Source organism: Actinomadura scrupuli, from assembly GCF_050971785.1.
Lineage (GTDB): Bacteria > Actinomycetota > Actinomycetes > Streptosporangiales > Streptosporangiaceae > Actinomadura_E > Actinomadura_E scrupuli.
On record NZ_JBPCCU010000001.1, the window covers coordinates 314,707 to 331,479 of the forward strand.

The window sequence follows — 16,773 nt, forward strand, 5'->3', positions numbered from 1 at the left end:
GACTCCTCAGACCGATACGGCTTCCCGGCGCCGTACGGGCGCCTCGTTGACGTTGCGCGCGTGCACCGGGTCACGGCGGGAGATGACGTAGATCGCCGCGGCCACGGCCAGTGCGGCCAGCCCGGCGACGATCACACCGAGGGTGCCGGTGGTGGCGACCGCGGCGGCGACTCCGCCCACGGCCGCGGCGGCGGGCAGGGTGAGCAGCCAGGCCACCGCCATCCGGGCGGCCACGCTCCAGCGGACCTCGGCCAGCCTGCGGCCCAGCCCGGCCCCGAGGATGGAGCCCGAGCAGACCTGGGTGGTGGAGAGCGCGAACCCGAGGTGCGAGGAGGTGAGGATCACCGCGGTGGCGCCGGCCTCGGCGGCGAAGCCCTGCGGGGACTCGATGTCGGTCAGCCCCTTGCCGAGCGTACGGATGATGCGCCAGCCACCCAGGTAGGTGCCTAGGGCGATGGCCGTTCCCGCCGCCGCGATGACCCAGAGCGGCGGGCTCGCACCGGCGGAGAGCGCACCGGCCGAGATCAGGGTCAGCGTGATCACACCCATGGTCTTCTGGGCGTCGTTGGTGCCGTGCGCGAGCGAGACCAGCGAGGCGGAGGCGATCTGCCCGAGTCGGAACCCTCTGCCCACCGTCTTCTCGTGGGCCCGGCCGGTGATGACGTACGCCAGGTACGTGGCGGTCATGGCGACGAACCCGGCGATGAGCGGTGAGGCGACGGCGGGGATCAGGATCTTCTCCACGACCGTGTCGAAGTGCACCCCGTGCAGGCCGGCGCCGACGACCACGGCACCGATGAGCCCGCCGAACAGGGCGTGCGAGGAGCTGGAGGGCAGGCCGAGCAGCCAGGTGAGCAGGTTCCACAGGATGGCGCCCACCAGCCCGGCGAACACCATGGCGGGCGTCACGAGCTTCTCGTCGACGATGCCACCGGAGATCGTCTTGGCGACCTCCACGGAGAGGAACGCGCCCACCAGGTTGAGCACCCCGGAGACGGCCACCGCGACCTTGGGCCGCAGTGCTCCGGTGGCGATGGACGTGGCCATGGCGTTGGCGGTGTCATGGAAGCCGTTGGTGAAGTCGAAGGCCAGTGCGGTGATGATCACCACCACGACGAGCAGTGAGATGTGGTCCATCCATCCTCCCGGGCATCTCCGCCTGCTCTGGCGGACCTGCCCGGAAACGCGGCCATCAAGATGAGGCGTAAATGAACTCTCGGCAAACCTCACAGAGATGACGAACTAGGACATAACTCCGCCGGTCTGCGGCAACGGAGGTGGCGGGATCGGCGGCCACATCGCCCTCGGTCCGCGGGACGACCCGCCCAGGGGTCGCCGGTGATCCGGCCGTGCACAACCCCAGGGCATGGTCTCAGGGGCGTCGCTTCGGTAGTTCGAGTGGGCCGAGCGAGCCGAACGGCTCGAGAAGCTCCAGGCGCTTCCCGCAACCCGCCCGGGCCTGCGGTTGTCGGGCCGGGGGCCGTGTCCGGGGGGATGGTGGTGCAGGTTTTATTTGCCGTGACCACCCGTACGCGGCCGACTGGTTTCTGGGGTCTTCGCTCCCGTGCGTGATCATGCCGTCAATCGTCGAATTGCATGATCACGTGGTTGCGCCGACAGTGCCAAGCCTGGCGTGCCGCAGGTGGGTGCACCCGAGTTACTGAACCGGGCGCGCGACCTTGCCGGGTCCCTGGGATGCCAGGCGCATTTCATGCGCGCCGCTCGCGCTGCCGCCGGCCGCGCGGAGGTGGTCAGGGCAAATGCGCTCGGCCGCGCGGAGGTGGTCAGGGCAAATGCGCTGGGAGACAGCATCCCGCCGCCTGCTCTGGGGACAGACGCATGTCCGCTTTGCCGAGCACTTGGGGGTTTTTGGGCCACTGGGCGGCGCCGCACGGGCTGGGGGCCGCTGGTATGTCCTGTGCCCGCGAAGGTCTCGGCAGGGTCAGAGTGAGCCGGATTTGATGTCGGCCACGAAGGCGGCCCAGGCCGTGGTGGGAAGCCAGAGCTTGGGTCCGTCCGGGTCCTTGGAGTCCCTCACCCCGACCACCCGGTCACCACACCCGCACGGCGCCGCAACCTCGACGCATGCGGAGTCATCGTTGGTTCCGCTGCGGCTGCTCTTGCGCCAGGCGATCATCCTGCTCCTCTGCCGGGAGAATCTGGTAGGTCCTGGATTACCTGCTCGATCAGAGTCCGCGAGTCGGCCTCGGTGAGGGCTACCTTGCGCAAGTCCTCGAAGACCAACCTGTAGCGCGTGACCTCATCGTCGTCTTCTACATAGATGCTACGAGTCAGGCTATCGATGACCACAACGGTGAAGTCGCCGTTCTCTACCTCCAAGAGAGTGAACGGCCCGTCGAAGCCAGGATTTCTCGTCGCCTCATGCGGCAGGACTTGCACAGTGGTGTTGCCACGCCGTGAGGACTCCAGCAGGCTGCGGAGTTGCGTGCGTAGAACTGCAGTGTCACCCAGGCGCTGCCGTAGTGAGGTTTCGCCGATCACCGTCTCCAGTCTGACCGGATTGGGTTGCTTGAGGACCTCTTGCCTGGCCATGCGAAAGGCGACGGAGCGCTCCACGTGCCTGGCCGGATCGAGTGGCGCTGACTGTATGACCGCGCGTGCGTAATCTGCCGTCTGCAGTAGGCCGGGAATGCCGGTCGGTTGGAAGACTCTGATCAGCGAAGAATCCTGCTCAAGCCGGACGAAGTCCCCGATCACGGGACCAGGCGACAATGCTCCGTGGCGCTTGATCCAATCTTTGGAGCGGCCTGCGGCGGCAAGCCCGAGGAGAGACTCGCGAAGGCCGTTGTCGGCCACCCGGTACCGGAACAGGAGATAGTCCACCTCGTGCCGGCGGGTGATGACCTGGGCGGTCTCCATCCGGCTGAGGGCGGATTTGGAGAGCTTGAGAAGGTCTGCCGCCTCGTCGAGAGTGAGACCGCGTTCCTCGCGGATCTTTCGCAGCTGGGAGCCGAGTCGACGCATCCGGATGGTCGGGGGGTTCTTCGCCATACAACTCATTGTGAGCAGTCGGCTACGGCTTTTCGGCGAGAGTTTCAAGATGGGGATTTCCCGCTTTCCGCGCCTCCCGGGGTCCGCGCCTCCCCTTGTCGGGCAAGGCGGTTGTGGCCGCTGAGCAGGCGTTCCATGCTGGCGGTCGACCACCACGGAGGGGAGTTGACCGATGACATCGAGTGAGGCGCGATTCGCCGTTCTGGTCAGGCTCGGATGGGAGCTGAGATGCCTCGCGATCGGCTCGGCGGTCACCTTGCCCGCCGACGGTGAGGCGGTGCTCCTGGTCCGGTGCCCGGACGGTTTCCGGCTTCCGGTGCTGGCCGCCCAGCAGGACCGGCGCTGGCTGATCATCTGGAGCACGCACGGCGAGGTGCCCGCCGTACGGCCCGATCTGGCCGCCCGGGAGATCGCCGGGACCGTCGCGCAGCGCCGGGCTGTGTGACGCCGTGGACCTGCTCGCGACGATCGTGATGGCGGGGCACCCCGCGGTGGCCCGGGACCTCAGGCGTCTTGTGGGCCGGCGGCTGACGGCCATCGGTCTCCGGCTCGATCCCGAGACGCTGGCAGACCTCGAGTTGTGCGTGGACGAACTGGTCGCCAATGCCGTCGCGCACACCGCCTCGGGCCGCGGTGGCCAGGTCACCGCCGTGATCGAGGCCGGTGACGGAGTCGTACGGATCGCTGTGATCGATGACGGGGGTGCCCGGACCAAGCTGCAGGTCCGTACCGACCTCCTCGGCGAAGGTGGCCGGGGGCTGCGGCTGGTCGAGGAACTGTCGTGTCGCTGGGGCTCGGACGCCCGGCTCGACGGTCGTGGCGAGGTCTGGGTGGAGTTCGCCGCACCGTCTGGAGAGGACGGCTGTCTTCGCGCGCTATGGCTCGCGGCGGCGGGAGCGGGTGAGGGCCCGGACCAGGCCGACCACGCCGAGGCCGACGACCACCGCGGGAGCGAGACCGTAGACCGGGAGGATCGAGGTCTCCGAGAAGCCCCCGGCCAGGAAGATCACGGCAATGGCCAGGAAGAACAGCCCGGCGACCAGCGCGCCCGGGTCGAATCGATGCTTACGCACGGGTGACCTCCAGATCGCCGACCCTGCCGTTGAAGGAGAGCTCGATGGTCGGGGGATCGGTGACCGGATCACCCTCGGGCTGCAGGATCTCGTCCACCTTGGCCCGCGGGCCGCCGGTGATCCGGCCGTCCACGGTCACGTCGCCGAGCCCGGCCCTGGCACGCAGTTCCACCCGCGCGGTCCGGGGCAGCCGCACCCGCATCCCGCCGAGGCCGAGTTCGGCCTGGACCTTGATCCGCTGGCCGGGCCGCAGCGGCAGCGCGGTGAGGTCGAGTGCGCCCTGACCAGCGATGATCTTGTAGGTCTGCTCGCTCTTGCCGGCGTCGACCGGCCGCCAGGTGACGTCTCCGAACCGGCCGCCGCTGGGCACCGCCGCCGCCACCGAGGTGGTCACCAGGGCCAGCGAGAGCAGGGTCCCCGCCGCGACGAGCCCGCGCGGCCGGCCGTACCGGGATCCGGCGATCAGGCCGGCGGCGATCACCGCCAGGCCGGATCCCAGCACGATCGGGAGCTGGGAGTTCTGCGGGTACGCCGAGGCGATCGGGGCCATCACGGCCGCGACCAGCAACGCGACGAGCAACGTCAGCGGCGCCAGCACCGACCGCTGCCGGGGTGCCGCGGGTACGGCGGGCGCGGCGGGCGCCGCCGGCACCGAAGGGGCCAGAGGGTCCGCGGGGTCGAAGGGGTCGAAGGGGTCGGACGGGTCGGAGGGGTCCGCAGGGTCGGCGGGGTCCGCCGGCGTGCCGGGCGCGGGCGGGGCGGGCTGGGAGCGTACCGGTGCGTCGGCCAGGTCGTAGGTGCCGGTGGCCGCCGTCCGGGGCCGGGTGTGCAGGGTGGCCAAGTCGATCATCTCTGGCTGGATCGGGGCCGTCGGGGACTTGTACATGTGGACGCCGCCGGCCGCGGCGGGCCCGTACATGGCCGACGCGGACTCCTCCGGCTCGGCGGGTCTGCCCTGGATGCGCTCGGGCAGCGTGCGCGCCAGCCCGACCAGATCGACTCCGCGGCCGTGCGCGACCAGCAGGACCAGCGCGAACAGGGTGACCAGGGTCAACGGCCCGTCCAGGCCGCTGCCCGGCAGGCTCAGCAGCACCGCCACGCCCAGCAGCGCGGTGAGGATCGCGAGCACCGAGTCGGCGTCGAACCGGCGCTTGACCAGCTGTTCGATCGGGGAGGCCCGGAACTCGTCCGCGGGCATCAGCAGCGCGGCGATGATGTAGAGCAGGACTCCCCAGCCGTCGGCCAGCACCAGCAGGGCGAAGCCGACCCGGAACACCACCGGGTCGACCTGGGTGTGGCGGCCCAGCCCCACGCAGACCCCCGCGAGGACACGGCGGTCGTGGGAGCGTGGCAGCCGCGTGGCGGGTGCGGGACGGTCCTTGCTCTCCTCGGTCATGGTCATATCGTGGCGGTCCGGCCGCGCCGGGGGTATCCGGGAGACCCCTGAGCCGACCCTGAGAATTCAGGGTGAAGACCGGGGTATCGCCCGGATGCCGCATTTCGTCGGTCGTGTCAGTCTTGTCGGGTGACGACTCCCACCACCATCGAGGACCAGCCGCCCCAGGCCAGGCTGGACCGCCGGGCCTCCGGCCGGCTGGTCGCCGGGGTCTGCCGTGGCCTGGCCGATCACCTCGGTCTCGAAGTGGTGGTCGTGCGGCTCGCGTTCGTGCTGCTGTTCGTCGCGGGTGGCACCGGGATCGCGGCCTACCTGGCCTTCTGGGTGCTGGTCCCGGCGCGGGAGGAGCCGGCCGGGCGCCGGGACTGGACGCAGGTGGCGGCGTACGCCGCGCTGATGGTCGGCGCGTCCTTCGTCACCTGGGGCTCCGGGATCGTGCACCTGGCCCTGTGGCCGGTCGTGATCGCCGGTATCGGCGCGGCGATCCTCTATCAGCAGGCCGACCGGGAGCAGCGGCAGCGCTGGGTCCGGACGATGCCGCTGAAGCGGATGTGGCTGCGCAGCCTGCTGGGCGCGCTGCTGGTCATCGGCGGCATCGGCACGTTCCTCGCCCAGAGCGTCCAGCCCGACCAGGCCGGCCAGGTGCTCATGGCCACCGCGATCATCCTGTCCGGGGTGGCGGTGATCACCACTCCGTGGCTGATGCGGCTCTGGCGGGACCTCGACGCCGAGCGGCACGAGCGGATCCGGTCGCAGGAGCGCGCGGAGCTCGCGGCGCACATCCACGACTCGGTGCTGCACACGCTGACCCTGATCCAGCGCAACTCCGTCGACCCGCGCGAGGTCCAGCGGCTGGCCCGCTCACAGGAGCGGGAGCTGCGGACCTGGCTGTACACGCCGCGCGCCGACCCCGACGAGACGTTCGCCGCCGCCGTACAGAAGATCGTCGGTGAGGTCGAGGACACCCACGGGGTGCCCATCGAGGTGGTGTGCGTGGGCGACTGCCCGCTGGACGAACGGCTGGCCGCGGTCCTGCAGGCGGCCAGGGAGGCCATGGTCAACGCGGCCAAGTACGCCGAGGCCACCTCGGTGTCGGTCTACGCCGAGGTCGAGGGGGACGAAATCGTGATCTTCGTACGGGACCGCGGCAAGGGCTTCGACCTGGAGGCCATGCCGCTGGACCGGATGGGCGTACGAGGGTCCATCATCGGCCGTATGGAGCGCAACGGCGGAACCGCCACCGTGCGCACGGCCCCGGGAGAAGGCACCGAAGTGCGCTTGGAGATCAAGAAATGACCGTGACCATGCGTGCGGTGACCGGACCGAGGAGCCAGCGAATGCCCCTGAACGTGCACGTGACTGCCGGAGCGGGCGAATGACCCGCGTGGTGCTGGTCGACGACCACCAGATGTTCCGCACGGGCGTCAAGGCCGAACTCGGCCCGTCCATCGAGGTGGTCGGGGAGGCGGGGGACGTCGACGAGGCCGTGGCGGTGATCACGGAGGTGGCGCCGGAGGTGGTGCTGCTGGACGTGCACCTGCCCGGCGGCGGCGGCATCGAGGTCCTGCGCAGGCTGCAGGGCTCGGTCCGCTCGCGGTTCCTGGCGCTGTCGGTGTCGGACGCGGCCGAGGACGTCATCGGAGTGGTCCGCGGCGGGGCGCGGGGCTACGTGACCAAGACGATCTCGGGCCCGGAGCTGACGAGCGCGATCGGGCGGGTGGCGGAGGGGGATGCGGTCTTCTCACCCCGCCTGGCCGGGTTCGTGCTCGACGCCTTCTCCGCCACCGACGCGCCCGCGGCCGATCCCGAGCTGGACCAGCTCACCCAGCGGGAACGCGAGGTGCTGCGGCTGATCGCCCGGGGGTACGCGTACAAGGAGATCGCCAAGGAGCTCTTCATCTCGGTGAAGACGGTGGAGACCCATGTGTCGTCGGTGCTGCGCAAGCTCCAGCTCTCCAACCGCCACGAGCTGTCCCGCTGGGCCGCCGCCCGCCGGCTGGTCTGATCGGCTCTTGCGACGGGCTCGCCGGATCAGTAGCCGTTGCTGCTCTCGCCGAGGCTGGTGCCGACCCCGACGACGGCACCGGCCAGCACCAGCACCCAGTAGAGGATCCACACGCCGGTCAGGATCCAGCCGAGGATGATGCCGGTCAGTGCCATGCCCTGGCCGTTCTCACCGGTCCGCTTGATCTGGCCGCTGGCGATGTGGCCGAAGATGATGGCGAGCACCGAGGTGACCCCGCAGGTCAGGAAGCCGAGAATGCCCATGATCATCGCCGTGATCGCGAGGCCGTTGGTCCTGGCCTGGTAGACCGGCCCGCCGGGGGGACCGTAGTAGTTGGCGGGCGGGTAGCCGCCCTGGTTGTACGGGTCGTACATCTCGCCGCTCTCCCCTGCTCCACGCACCCCTGTGAGTAGGTCTCACGGTCGCAGAACGAGTGTCCCCTGTACATGAGGCGCCCGTCCCGGATTCGCCGGGACGGGGCCCCGCCCGCGCAGCGCGGCCACCGCGAGCGTGGCGACGTGCTCGGCCGTCTCGACGCCGGACCGCATGTGGGGATCGCCCGCGGTGAAGACCGCGACCAGGAAGTCGTGGCCGTGCCCGGTGATCCGGCCGACGCTGTTGACCGCCCAGCCGACGCCCCGCCGGTGCGTCGGGACCCAGCCGTTCTTGGTCGCGACGTGGTCGCCGGGGAGGGCGGCGGCGCTGACGCCCCACCGCTGGCCGGGTGTGACGGAGCTCATCAGCCCCAGCACGTAGCGCCGTTCGGGGGCGCCGAGCGGGCTGCCCGGATCGGTCAGCGCGTGCAGCAGCCGCACCTGGTCGGCCGGGCAGGTGGAGGTGGCGCCCCACGACTCGGGATGGGGGACGGTGTGCGGCAGCCCGAGCCGCTGGTCGACCAGGCCGATCCCCAGGGCGCCGCCGGCCGCGCGGTACAGCGCGTTGGCGGCCTTGTTGTCGCTGTAGCGGATCATCTTCGCGGCCAGCACCCGCTCCGCCTCGCTCAGGCCCTGGCGCGCGTCCTGCCGCTGGAGCAGCAGGCCGGTCAGGATGTTCACCTTCATGACGCTGGCGGTGATGTAGCGGCTGTGCGGGTCGTAGCCGAACGTGGCCCCGGTCCGCAGGTCCTCCACCAGCACGGAGGCCCGGCCCGGCCGGGTGGCCAGATAGGCCGCCATGGACCGGTGGAACGCGTTGAGCCGTCTCAGGGTGGCCCGGTGCGCCCGGGCCCGGCTGAGCGTGCGGTGGTCGCGCTGGGCCTCGATGGCCGACACCACCTGGTCGATCTCCCGATCCTCGGCCGCGGAGCTCTCCTGGCCCGCCCGGCAGCCGGTGACCGTCAGGAGCAGCGCAAGGCCGATCGCACTGACGTGCCGCATCTTTCCCCCGATCGATGACTGCGGCGAACGTAGTGCGGAATCCACCGGCCGCTGGACCGGTATCGGCGGCGCCTTACCGACCGTGGGCGGATTCTTGGCCCGCGCCTTACGTGTCGTGCGCCGTTCGGGCGCCGTGGCCACGTGTCTCGTACGCCGTCGCACGCGTCAGCGGCGCACCGGCCCGGGGCTCAGCGGTGGGCGGGGCAGCCCGGCTCGCAGCGTTCGCAGTGCTCGGCCACGCCCCGGGCGAAACCGCCCAGCATCCGGGTCAGGAACAGCCGGAACAGCGGGCCGGTGCCGGGGATCCTGGGCTCGAACCGGCCCTGCCAGCGCAGGGCGGTGCCGCCGTCCGGCCGCGCGGTGAAGGTGACGTCGGCCCGGTAGTCCTTGATCGGCAGGCCGGACAGCGCGATGTAGGAGTAGTGCCCGGGCGGGTCGTAGGCCACCACCTGCTCGCGGGCCGGCCAGATCCGGCGGATCGCCCCCTCGCCGTCGGGGACGGGGTCGCCCGCGCGCTCCCGGACCGGCTTGACCGGGAAGCGGGCCCACACGCCCCATGCCTCCGCGACGGCCAGATGTTCGAACAGCACCTCGGGCGGTGCGGCCGAGGTGGCGTTGATCTCGATGCTGTACGGCATACGGGGCTCCTGGGGCCGTTGAGACCCCGCACGCTAGAACAGCATTCGGTTCTCCGGCAAGCCGCGCTTCGGCCCTACCCGGTGGGAACCACCTGGAACGCCTCCGCCAGCGTGCCCTCGGGGAGCCCGGCCGCCCGCGCTCCGGCGCCCAGCCAGGCCCGCAGCATGTCCTCCAGGCCGTCCATGTGGGCGGTCTGGCTGACGTGCGCCCGCAACGCCGCGACCTTGCGGTCGAAGGTCGCGGTGACGTCCACGTAGTGGTCGGGGGTGGGCCCGCCGCTGATCCACACCTCGCGGACCGTCCACGCCTCCAGGTGCTCCTCCAGGAGCAGCTCGGTGAACGTGAAGGGGTTGCGGGCGTCGGGATAGACCGCGTCCAGCGCGGCGGCTCCGACGGCCCGGTGGTCCGGGTGGCCGGCGTGGATCCGCTGGTAGTTGCGCTCCGGGCTGGGGATGATCACGCGGTCCGGCCGGGTCTGCCGGATCACTCGCGCCAGGTCGCGGCGCAGGCCCAGGGTGGCCTCCACCCTGCCGTCGGGATAGCCGAGGAACCGTACGTCCTCGACCCCGGCGCACTTGGCCGCGGCCCGCTGTTCGGCCTGCCGGATCCCGGCGATGTCCGCCCGCGGCACCGCGGGGTCGAAACCGCCGGCGTCACCGTCGGTGACCATCAGGTAGGTGACCTCGATGCCCCGGCCGGTCCACCCGGCGATCGTGCCGGCCGCGCTGAAGTCGATGTCGTCGGGATGCGCCATCACCGCCAGCACACGGCTGATCTCACTGTCGTCCACCACATTCGGCACGGGACCATCCTCTTTCGTCGGAGCCGTCCGTGCCAACGCCCGGGCTCCCCACTTCCTTCCGTTCGCCCGGCGTGTCCCGGATCGGGGGTCCGTGCGAGGCGGGCCGGGCCCGGCGAGGACGGGAACGGCCGGTAGTCAGCGAAAGCGTCGGCCCCCGCCCGTAGACTCGCCTGTGATGTCCACAGAAACCTCTCATCCCCTCCTCGAGGGCCTCAACCCGCAGCAGCGGGCCGCCGTCGTCCACCAGGGCGGGCCGCTGCTCATCGTGGCGGGCGCGGGCTCGGGGAAGACGCGCGTCCTGACCCACCGGATCGCCTATCTGCTGAGCGAGCGGGACGTGCACCCCGGCCAGGTCCTGGCCATCACCTTCACCAACAAGGCGGCCGGGGAGATGAAGGAGCGGGTCGACGCCCTCATCGGGCCCCGCGCCAGGGCCATGTGGGTGATGACGTTCCACTCGGCCTGCGTGCGGATCCTGCGCCGCGAGGCCAAGCGGATGGGCTTCCCGTCCAGCTTCTCGATCTACGACCAGTCCGACTCCCAGCGGCTGATGGCGCTGGTGTGCCGGGAGCTCGACCTCGACCCCAAGCGCTATCCGCCCAAGTCCTTCTCCGCGCAGGTCAGCAACCTCAAGAACGAGCTCATCGACTACGAGACGTTCAAGAGCCGCGGGTCGCTGACGCACATGGAGCAGACGCTCGCCGAGGCCTACGAGATGTACCAGGCCCGGCTGCAGCAGGCCGGCGCGATGGACTTCGACGACCTGATCATGACCACGGTCAACCTGCTACAGGCCTTCCCGGAGGCCGCCGAGCACTACCGGCGGCGGTTCCGGCACGTGCTGGTCGACGAGTACCAGGACACCAACCACGCCCAGTACCAGCTCGTCCGCGAGCTGACCGCCCCCATCTCCACCGAGCCCTGGGGTGCCGGGGAGCCGGCCGGCCCGGAGCACTCTCACGGGCAGGACCTCGGCGCGGCCGAGCTGTGCGTGGTCGGTGACGCCGACCAGTCGATCTACGCCTTCCGCGGCGCGACCATCCGCAACATCCTGGAGTTCGAGCGCGACTACCCGCAGGCCACCACGATCCTGCTGGAGCAGAACTACCGCTCCACGCAGACGATCCTGTCGGCGGCCAACGCGGTCATCGAGCGCAACGCGGACCGAAAGCCGAAGCGGCTCTGGTCCGACCAGGGCGAGGGCGAGAAGATCACCGGGTACGTCGCCGACAACGAGCACGACGAGGCGGCCTTCGTCGCCCAGGAGGTCGACCGGCTCACCGACACGGGAGACTTCACCCCCGGTCAGGTGGCGATCTTCTACCGGACCAACGCCCAGTCCCGGGTCTTCGAAGAGGTCTTCATCCGGGTCGGCCTGCCCTACAAGGTCGTCGGCGGCGTGCGCTTCTACGAGCGTAAGGAGATCCGCGACCTGCTGGCCTACCTCCGGGTGCTCGCCAACCCCGAGGACACCGTGTCGCTGCGCCGGGTCCTCAACGTCCCCAAGCGCGGCATCGGCGACCGCGCCGAGGCGTGCGTCGAGGCGTACGCCTCCCGCGAGCGGATGTCGTTCTGGCAGGCCCTGCGGCTGCCCGAGGACGTGCCGGGCATGGCCACCCGGTCGATCAACGCGGTCCGGGAGTTCGTGGCGCTGCTGGACGAGCTGCGCGCCTCGGCGGAGTCGCTCACCCCGGCCGAGCTCATCGAGGCGATCCTGGGCAAGAGCGGCTACCTGGCCGAGCTGCAGGCCTCCCGGGACCCCCAGGACGAGACCCGCATCGAGAACCTCCACGAGTTCGAGGCGGTGGCCCGCGAGTTCGAGGAGCGTCTGGACGGCGAGTCCGCGGCCGGCCGGCTGGTCGACTTCCTGGAGCAGGTGGCGCTGGTCGCCGACGCCGACTCCATCCCCGGCACCAAGGGCGCCCCGGTGCCGCCGGGCGAGCGGGCCCCGGAGACCGAGCAGGGAGTCGTCACGCTGATGACCCTGCACACCGCCAAGGGCCTGGAGTTCCCCGTGGTGTTCCTCACCGGCATGGAGGACGGCGTCTTCCCGCACCTGCGTGCCATGAGCAACCCCAAGGAGCTCGAGGAGGAGCGCCGGCTGGCCTATGTCGGCATCACCCGGGCCCGGCAGCGGCTCTACGTCTCACGGGCCGCGATGCGCAGCTCCTGGGGCGCGCCGCAGGTCAACCCGGCCTCCCGGTTCCTCGGCGAGGTGCCCGGCTCGCTCATCGTCTGGGAGCGGGACGCCGCGACCGTGTCCCGCCCGGCGATGGCCTCGATGGCCTCCCGGCCGGGCGTGCGTTCGCCGGGCAACCGGGCCGTCCCGGCGCTGTCGGCGGGCGACAAGGTGACCCACGACTCCTTCGGCCTCGGCACCGTCGTCTCCGTGGACGGGGCGGGGGAGAAGGCCGCCGCCAGCATCGACTTCGGCGGCGACTACGGCGTCAAGCGCCTCGTCCTGCGGTACGCCCCCGTCGAGAAGCTCTGAGCGGCAGAGCTCAGCTCCCGGCAGGCTCGACGGCAGGCTCTGGACGGCTCGCGCCGACCCGGCAGGCTCTGAACGGCGAGCTCTGAACGGCAGGCTCTGAACGGCAGGCTCTCGAGGGCGACCCTGACGGGCGACCGGTCCTCGTCCGGCGGGGACCGCGGGGTCAGCCGGCCGGTGGGACGGGCAGCGGGTGGTCCAGGGCCCGCAGGGTGAGCAGCACCAGCGCCGCCGTCCAGCCCAGCGGGGCCACCGAGGCGGGCCGTCCGTGCTCGTCGACCTTCTCCGGCAGCGCGCCCAGCGTGGTGCGGTGCGCGGCCAGCCAGGCCAGCCGTGCGGTGGCCTCGTCGGTGCGGCCGCCGGCGGCCGCGGCCAGCGCGAACATCGCGGTCTCGGGCGTCCACGCCTGGGTGCGGTTGCCCTGCCAGCGCTCCCCGGGCAGGACGCCGCCGCCCGGCAGGGCCAGCCGGTTCTCGGCCGTCAGCACCGCGGTGTCCACCGCGATGTCGGAGGGGCCGAAGGGCGGGGCGAGGAAGGTCACCGCGGCGTCCATGTAGCCGTTCCGGATCGGGGAGCGCGGGTAGCCGTACGGCCTGAACTTCCGGTCGACGGCCGCGGCCAGGCGGCGGGCGGCGCTCTGCCAGCGCTGCGCCTCGGCGTTCGCGCCCCGGTCGATGGCCAGCGAGGTCGCGGCCCGCAGCCCGGTGAGGATCGGGGCGACCACCCCCAGCGTGGGACGGCGCGGGTCCTGCTCGGTGCGCGGGCTGCGCTCGAAGTAGTCGGAGGAACGCGGCGGCAGGCCGTCGGCGCCCAGCGAGCGGGACATCCGGTTGGCGGCGCGCCGGACCATCGTCCACAGCTCCGCGGGCTGGGGAATCCCGGGCGGGTCCATGCGGTGGGACAGCCAGGTCGCCCACAGCGCCCAGCCCAGGCCGTCCAGCTGGACCTGCCGCCCGTCACTGACGGCGGTGGCGTCGGCGTTGTAGCGGGCCGCCCACAGCCCTCGCTGGTTCTGGGTGCGGGCGAGGAACTGCAGGATCCGGCGTGCCTCGGTGGGATGCCCGGTCACGTCGAAGGCGGCGGCGGTGAAGGCCGCGTCCCGGGGCCAGACGTAGTTCCACTCGCCGTACCAGGAGGCCGTGGAGGCGCCGTTGGGCCGGGTCAGCAGACGCAGGTCGAGCAGGGCCCGCGAGGCCATGTCACGCTGCGTACCCGTACGCCCGGGAACCTCGCCGCTCGCCAGCCAGGTGCTGTCGTTGCGCACGGCCGCCGCGACCCGCGGATCGTCACGCGGCACGGAGATCGCCTCGTCCCAGCCGAAGGGGATCAGCAGCGCGCGGCCGTCCCGCAGCCCGATCACCGAGCTCCGCGGCAGGTAGGAGGCGCCCTCGGCGGTCTCGGGATCGACCGCCTGGCTGGCGTACGGCCAGCCGCCTCCCCCGATGAGCCCGGGGCTCGCCCAGTCGGGGGGCGCGGAGGGCAGCCGCGCCGCGCAGGTGGCGACCAGTGAGGCGGCGATCAGCAGTACGGACACCCGCCGTACCGCGCTCGCCATGGGGCTGGTCACCGGCGGCTCCCTCTTCCTGCTCGACATGCCTGATCAACAACTGTGAGAGCAGTACATCAAACGTGGTCAAACGGCCCGCAGTCACCCGGTATTTACCCGTGCGCCCCCTGGATTTACCCGGCTGTCACCCGGAAGGCGACCCACCGGCGTGCTCACGGAGCGGAGCCGACTAGGCTGCCTGGTCGGAGCGGACCGCTGAGTGGCCACGCGGACAGCCCGTGACACGCGCTCTGTACACGTGGCCAATGGAGCGGTCTTTGGCTGTCGATCCGTTAAGGACGAAACCCTCGTGGACCTGTTCGAACACCAGGCGAAGGAACTGTTCGCCGAGTATGGGCTGCCGGTGCCTGCCGGCAAGGTCGCCCATACTCCCCAGGAAGCACGGGCGATCGCGGCGGAACTCATCGCCGGGGGAAGCTCGAAGGTCGTAGTGAAGGCCCAGGTGAAGACCGGTGGGCGCGGTAAGGCCGGCGGTGTGAAGCTGGCGGATTCGGCGGACGAGGCGGTAGAGCTCTCCGACCGGATCCTCGGTATGGACATCAAGGGCCACACGGTCCACAAGGTGCTGATCGAGCAGGGTAGCGCGATCAAGCAGGAGTACTACTTCTCGTTCCTGCTCGACCGTGCCAACCGGACGTTCTTGTCGATCTGCTCGGTCGAGGGCGGCATGGAGATCGAGGACGTGCCGCACGAGAAGCTGGGCCTGATCCCGATCTCGGCGCTGGAGGGCGTCGACCGGGCCAAGGCGCGGGAGATCGCGGTCGCGGGCCGGCTGCCGGAGGAGGCCCTCGACGGGGCCGCGGAGCTGATCGAGCGCCTGTGGGCCGTCTTCGTGGACGAGGACGCCACGCTGGTCGAGGTCAACCCGCTGATCCTGACCGCCGACGACCGGGTGGTGGCGCTGGACGGCAAGGTCACCCTGGACGACAACGCCTCCTTCCGCCAGGAGGGCCACGAGGCGCTGGAGGACAAGGCGTCCGCCGACCCGCTGGAGGCCGCCGCCAAGGCCAAGGACCTCAACTACGTCAAGCTGGACGGCACCGTCGGCATCATCGGCAACGGCGCCGGCCTGGTCATGTCCACGCTGGACGTCGTCGCCTACGCGGGTGAGGAGTTCAACGGGCAGAAGCCCGCGAACTTCCTCGACATCGGCGGCGGCGCGTCGGCGGAGGTGATGGCCAACGGGCTGGAGATCGTGCTGTCGGACCCGTCGGTCAAGTCGGTGTTCGTCAACGTCTTCGGCGGCATCACCGCCTGCGACGCGGTCGCCAACGGCATCGTCTCCGCGTACCAGCTTCTGTCCGACCGGGGAGAGACCGTCGACCGGCCTCTCGTCGTACGCTTGGACGGCAACAACGCCGAACTCGGGCGTCAGATCCTCTCCGACGCCGCGCTCCCGGGCGTCGAGCGGGTAGACACGATGGACGAAGCGGCCAAGCGCGCCGCCGAACTCGCAGCGGCAGGTGCATGAGCATGGCCATCTGGCTCACTGACAACAGCAAGGTCATCGTCCAGGGGATGACCGGCTCCGAAGGCTCCAAGCACACCGCGCGGATGCTGCGGGCCGGCACCGACGTGGTCGGCGGGGTCAACGCCCGCAAGGCCGGGCAGAGCGTGAACTTCGAGGGCAAGGACCTGCCCGTCTTCGGCACCGTCGCCGAGGCGATGGCGCAGACCGGCGCGGACGTCTCGGTGGTCTTCGTGCCGCCGAAGTTCACCAAGGACGCCGTCGTCGAGGCGATCGACGCGGCGATCGGCCTGTGCGTCGTCATCACCGAGGGCGTGCCGGTGCACGACTCCGCCTGGTTCTGGGCGTACGCCTCGGAGAAGGGCAACGCGACCCGGATCATCGGGCCGAACTGCCCCGGTATCGCCTCGCCGGGCAAGTCCAACGCGGGCATCATCCCGGCCGACATCACCACGCCGGGCCGGATCGGGCTGGTCTCGAAGTCGGGGACGCTGACCTACCAGATGATGTACGAGCTGCGCGACATCGGTTTCTCCACCGCGGTCGGCATCGGTGGCGACCCGATCATCGGCACCACGCACATCGACGCCCTGCAGGCCTTCCAGGACGACCCCGACACCGACGCGATCGTGATGATCGGTGAGATCGGCGGTGACGCCGAGGAACGCGCCGCCGACTACGTCGCGGCGCACGTCACCAAGCCGGTCGTGGGCTACGTCGCCGGGTTCACCGCCCCCGAGGGCAAGACCATGGGCCACGCGGGTGCGATCGTGTCCGGCTCGGCGGGGACGGCGCAGGCCAAGAAGGAGGCGCTGGAGAAGGTCGGCGTCCGCGTCGGCAAGACCCCGAGCGAGACCGCCCGCCTCATGCGCGAGATCATGCAGAACCTCTGAACAGCGGGTACGTGAGCGGGCCGTCCTCCGGGGCGGCCCGTTCGCGTGTCCGGC

The 16,773-nt window shown here is 71.0% G+C and carries 16 protein-coding genes; 7 read left to right on the forward strand and 9 right to left on the reverse strand.

Going from position 1 to position 16,773, the window contains the following annotated elements; translation table 11 throughout:
• Positions 1 to 6 precede the first annotated feature (6 nt).
• From ACRYCC_RS01565 to ACRYCC_RS01575, 3 genes are all read right to left on the reverse strand, one after another.
• A complete protein-coding gene (locus ACRYCC_RS01565; RefSeq protein WP_433807863.1) occupies positions 7 to 1,137 on the reverse strand; it encodes an inorganic phosphate transporter in 1,131 nt (376 codons plus the stop codon).
• 805 nt (positions 1,138 to 1,942) lie between these two features.
• The gene (locus tag ACRYCC_RS01570) at positions 1,943 to 2,137 is read right to left on the reverse strand and encodes a DUF397 domain-containing protein (RefSeq protein ID WP_433807865.1); all 195 of its coding nucleotides are present in this window, start codon (positions 2,135 to 2,137) and stop codon (positions 1,943 to 1,945) included.
• Complete coding sequence (locus tag ACRYCC_RS01575) at positions 2,134 to 3,012, reverse strand: Scr1 family TA system antitoxin-like transcriptional regulator (protein WP_433807867.1); 879 nt, start codon at positions 3,010 to 3,012, stop codon at positions 2,134 to 2,136. Before ACRYCC_RS01575 ends, ACRYCC_RS01570 begins: the two co-directional genes overlap by 4 nt.
• A 172-nt stretch (positions 3,013 to 3,184) precedes the next feature.
• Here ACRYCC_RS01575 and ACRYCC_RS01580 point away from each other — a divergent pair, with 172 nt between their 5' ends.
• Both ACRYCC_RS01580 and ACRYCC_RS01585 read left to right on the forward strand, forming a co-directional pair.
• Entirely contained in the window at positions 3,185 to 3,457 is a 273-nt protein-coding gene (locus tag ACRYCC_RS01580) for a hypothetical protein (protein ID WP_433807869.1), read from the forward strand.
• Between the two features lie 4 nt (positions 3,458 to 3,461).
• The gene (locus tag ACRYCC_RS01585; protein ID WP_433807871.1) at positions 3,462 to 4,091 is read left to right on the forward strand and encodes an ATP-binding protein; all 630 of its coding nucleotides are present in this window, start codon (positions 3,462 to 3,464) and stop codon (positions 4,089 to 4,091) included.
• Here the strand turns inward: ACRYCC_RS01585 and ACRYCC_RS01590 are convergent.
• Positions 4,078 to 5,481 carry a PspC domain-containing protein gene (locus tag ACRYCC_RS01590; RefSeq protein ID WP_433807873.1) on the reverse strand — a complete coding sequence of 468 codons (1,404 nt, stop codon included), beginning with the start codon at positions 5,479 to 5,481 and terminating at the stop codon, positions 4,078 to 4,080. The genes ACRYCC_RS01585 and ACRYCC_RS01590 overlap by 14 nt on opposite strands.
• 129 nt (positions 5,482 to 5,610) lie before the next feature.
• On the opposite strand from ACRYCC_RS01590, the gene ACRYCC_RS01595 reads away from it, so the two are divergent.
• Positions 5,611 to 6,777: a PspC domain-containing protein gene (locus ACRYCC_RS01595; protein WP_433807875.1), complete on the forward strand. Its 1,167-nt coding sequence runs from the start codon at positions 5,611 to 5,613 to the stop codon at positions 6,775 to 6,777.
• Between the two features lie 79 nt (positions 6,778 to 6,856).
• A complete protein-coding gene (locus ACRYCC_RS01600; protein ID WP_433807877.1) occupies positions 6,857 to 7,486 on the forward strand; it encodes a LuxR C-terminal-related transcriptional regulator in 630 nt (209 codons plus the stop codon).
• A 26-nt stretch (positions 7,487 to 7,512) separates the two neighbouring features.
• Here ACRYCC_RS01600 and ACRYCC_RS01605 read toward each other — a convergent pair whose 3' ends face one another.
• From ACRYCC_RS01605 to ACRYCC_RS01620, 4 genes are all read right to left on the reverse strand, one after another.
• Positions 7,513 to 7,887, reverse strand: a complete 375-nt coding sequence (locus tag ACRYCC_RS01605; RefSeq protein WP_433807879.1) for a DUF4190 domain-containing protein — start codon at positions 7,885 to 7,887, stop codon at positions 7,513 to 7,515.
• Positions 7,888 to 7,902: 15 nt separating this feature from the next.
• Positions 7,903 to 8,862 carry a serine hydrolase gene (locus ACRYCC_RS01610; protein ID WP_433807881.1) on the reverse strand — a complete coding sequence of 320 codons (960 nt, stop codon included), beginning with the start codon at positions 8,860 to 8,862 and terminating at the stop codon, positions 7,903 to 7,905.
• Between the two features lie 188 nt (positions 8,863 to 9,050).
• Complete coding sequence (locus tag ACRYCC_RS01615) at positions 9,051 to 9,500, reverse strand: SRPBCC family protein (protein WP_433807883.1); 450 nt, start codon at positions 9,498 to 9,500, stop codon at positions 9,051 to 9,053.
• 74 nt (positions 9,501 to 9,574) lie between these two features.
• Positions 9,575 to 10,294, reverse strand: a complete 720-nt coding sequence (locus tag ACRYCC_RS01620; RefSeq protein WP_433809892.1) for a PIG-L deacetylase family protein — start codon at positions 10,292 to 10,294, stop codon at positions 9,575 to 9,577.
• A gap of 184 nt (positions 10,295 to 10,478) precedes the next feature.
• On the opposite strand from ACRYCC_RS01620, the gene pcrA reads away from it, so the two are divergent.
• A complete protein-coding gene (gene pcrA, locus ACRYCC_RS01625) occupies positions 10,479 to 12,794 on the forward strand; it encodes a DNA helicase PcrA (RefSeq protein WP_433807885.1) in 2,316 nt (771 codons plus the stop codon).
• Between the two features lie 163 nt (positions 12,795 to 12,957).
• On the opposite strand, the gene ACRYCC_RS01630 is transcribed toward pcrA, so the two are convergent.
• Complete coding sequence (locus ACRYCC_RS01630) at positions 12,958 to 14,358, reverse strand: glycoside hydrolase family 15 protein (RefSeq protein WP_433807887.1); 1,401 nt, start codon at positions 14,356 to 14,358, stop codon at positions 12,958 to 12,960.
• Positions 14,359 to 14,647: 289 nt separating this feature from the next.
• Between ACRYCC_RS01630 and sucC the strand changes: the two genes are divergently transcribed.
• Both sucC and sucD read left to right on the forward strand, forming a co-directional pair.
• Positions 14,648 to 15,829, forward strand: coding sequence for an ADP-forming succinate--CoA ligase subunit beta (gene sucC, locus ACRYCC_RS01635; RefSeq protein WP_433807889.1), 1,182 nt, complete (start codon positions 14,648 to 14,650; stop codon positions 15,827 to 15,829).
• 2 nt (positions 15,830 to 15,831) lie between these two features.
• The gene (gene sucD, locus ACRYCC_RS01640) at positions 15,832 to 16,719 is read left to right on the forward strand and encodes a succinate--CoA ligase subunit alpha (protein WP_433807891.1); all 888 of its coding nucleotides are present in this window, start codon (positions 15,832 to 15,834) and stop codon (positions 16,717 to 16,719) included.
• Positions 16,720 to 16,773 lie beyond the last annotated feature (54 nt).

What these genes read in the sequence shown, in the direction of transcription:
- ACRYCC_RS01565 (WP_433807863.1), bottom strand. Translation starts at nt 1,137, where the DNA reads ATGGACCACATCTCACTGCTCGTCGTGGTGGTGATCATCACCGCACTG.
- ACRYCC_RS01570 (WP_433807865.1), bottom strand. Translation starts at nt 2,137, where the DNA reads ATGATCGCCTGGCGCAAGAGCAGCCGCAGCGGAACCAACGATGACTCC.
- ACRYCC_RS01575 (WP_433807867.1), bottom strand. Translation starts at nt 3,012, where the DNA reads ATGGCGAAGAACCCCCCGACCATCCGGATGCGTCGACTCGGCTCCCAG.
- ACRYCC_RS01580 (WP_433807869.1), top strand. Translation starts at nt 3,185, where the DNA reads ATGACATCGAGTGAGGCGCGATTCGCCGTTCTGGTCAGGCTCGGATGG.
- ACRYCC_RS01590 (WP_433807873.1), bottom strand. Translation starts at nt 5,481, where the DNA reads ATGACCGAGGAGAGCAAGGACCGTCCCGCACCCGCCACGCGGCTGCCA.
- ACRYCC_RS01600 (WP_433807877.1), top strand. Translation starts at nt 6,857, where the DNA reads ATGACCCGCGTGGTGCTGGTCGACGACCACCAGATGTTCCGCACGGGC.
- ACRYCC_RS01610 (WP_433807881.1), bottom strand. Translation starts at nt 8,862, where the DNA reads ATGCGGCACGTCAGTGCGATCGGCCTTGCGCTGCTCCTGACGGTCACC.
- ACRYCC_RS01615 (WP_433807883.1), bottom strand. Translation starts at nt 9,500, where the DNA reads ATGCCGTACAGCATCGAGATCAACGCCACCTCGGCCGCACCGCCCGAG.
- pcrA (WP_433807885.1), top strand. Translation starts at nt 10,479, where the DNA reads ATGTCCACAGAAACCTCTCATCCCCTCCTCGAGGGCCTCAACCCGCAG.
- sucD (WP_433807891.1), top strand. Translation starts at nt 15,832, where the DNA reads ATGGCCATCTGGCTCACTGACAACAGCAAGGTCATCGTCCAGGGGATG.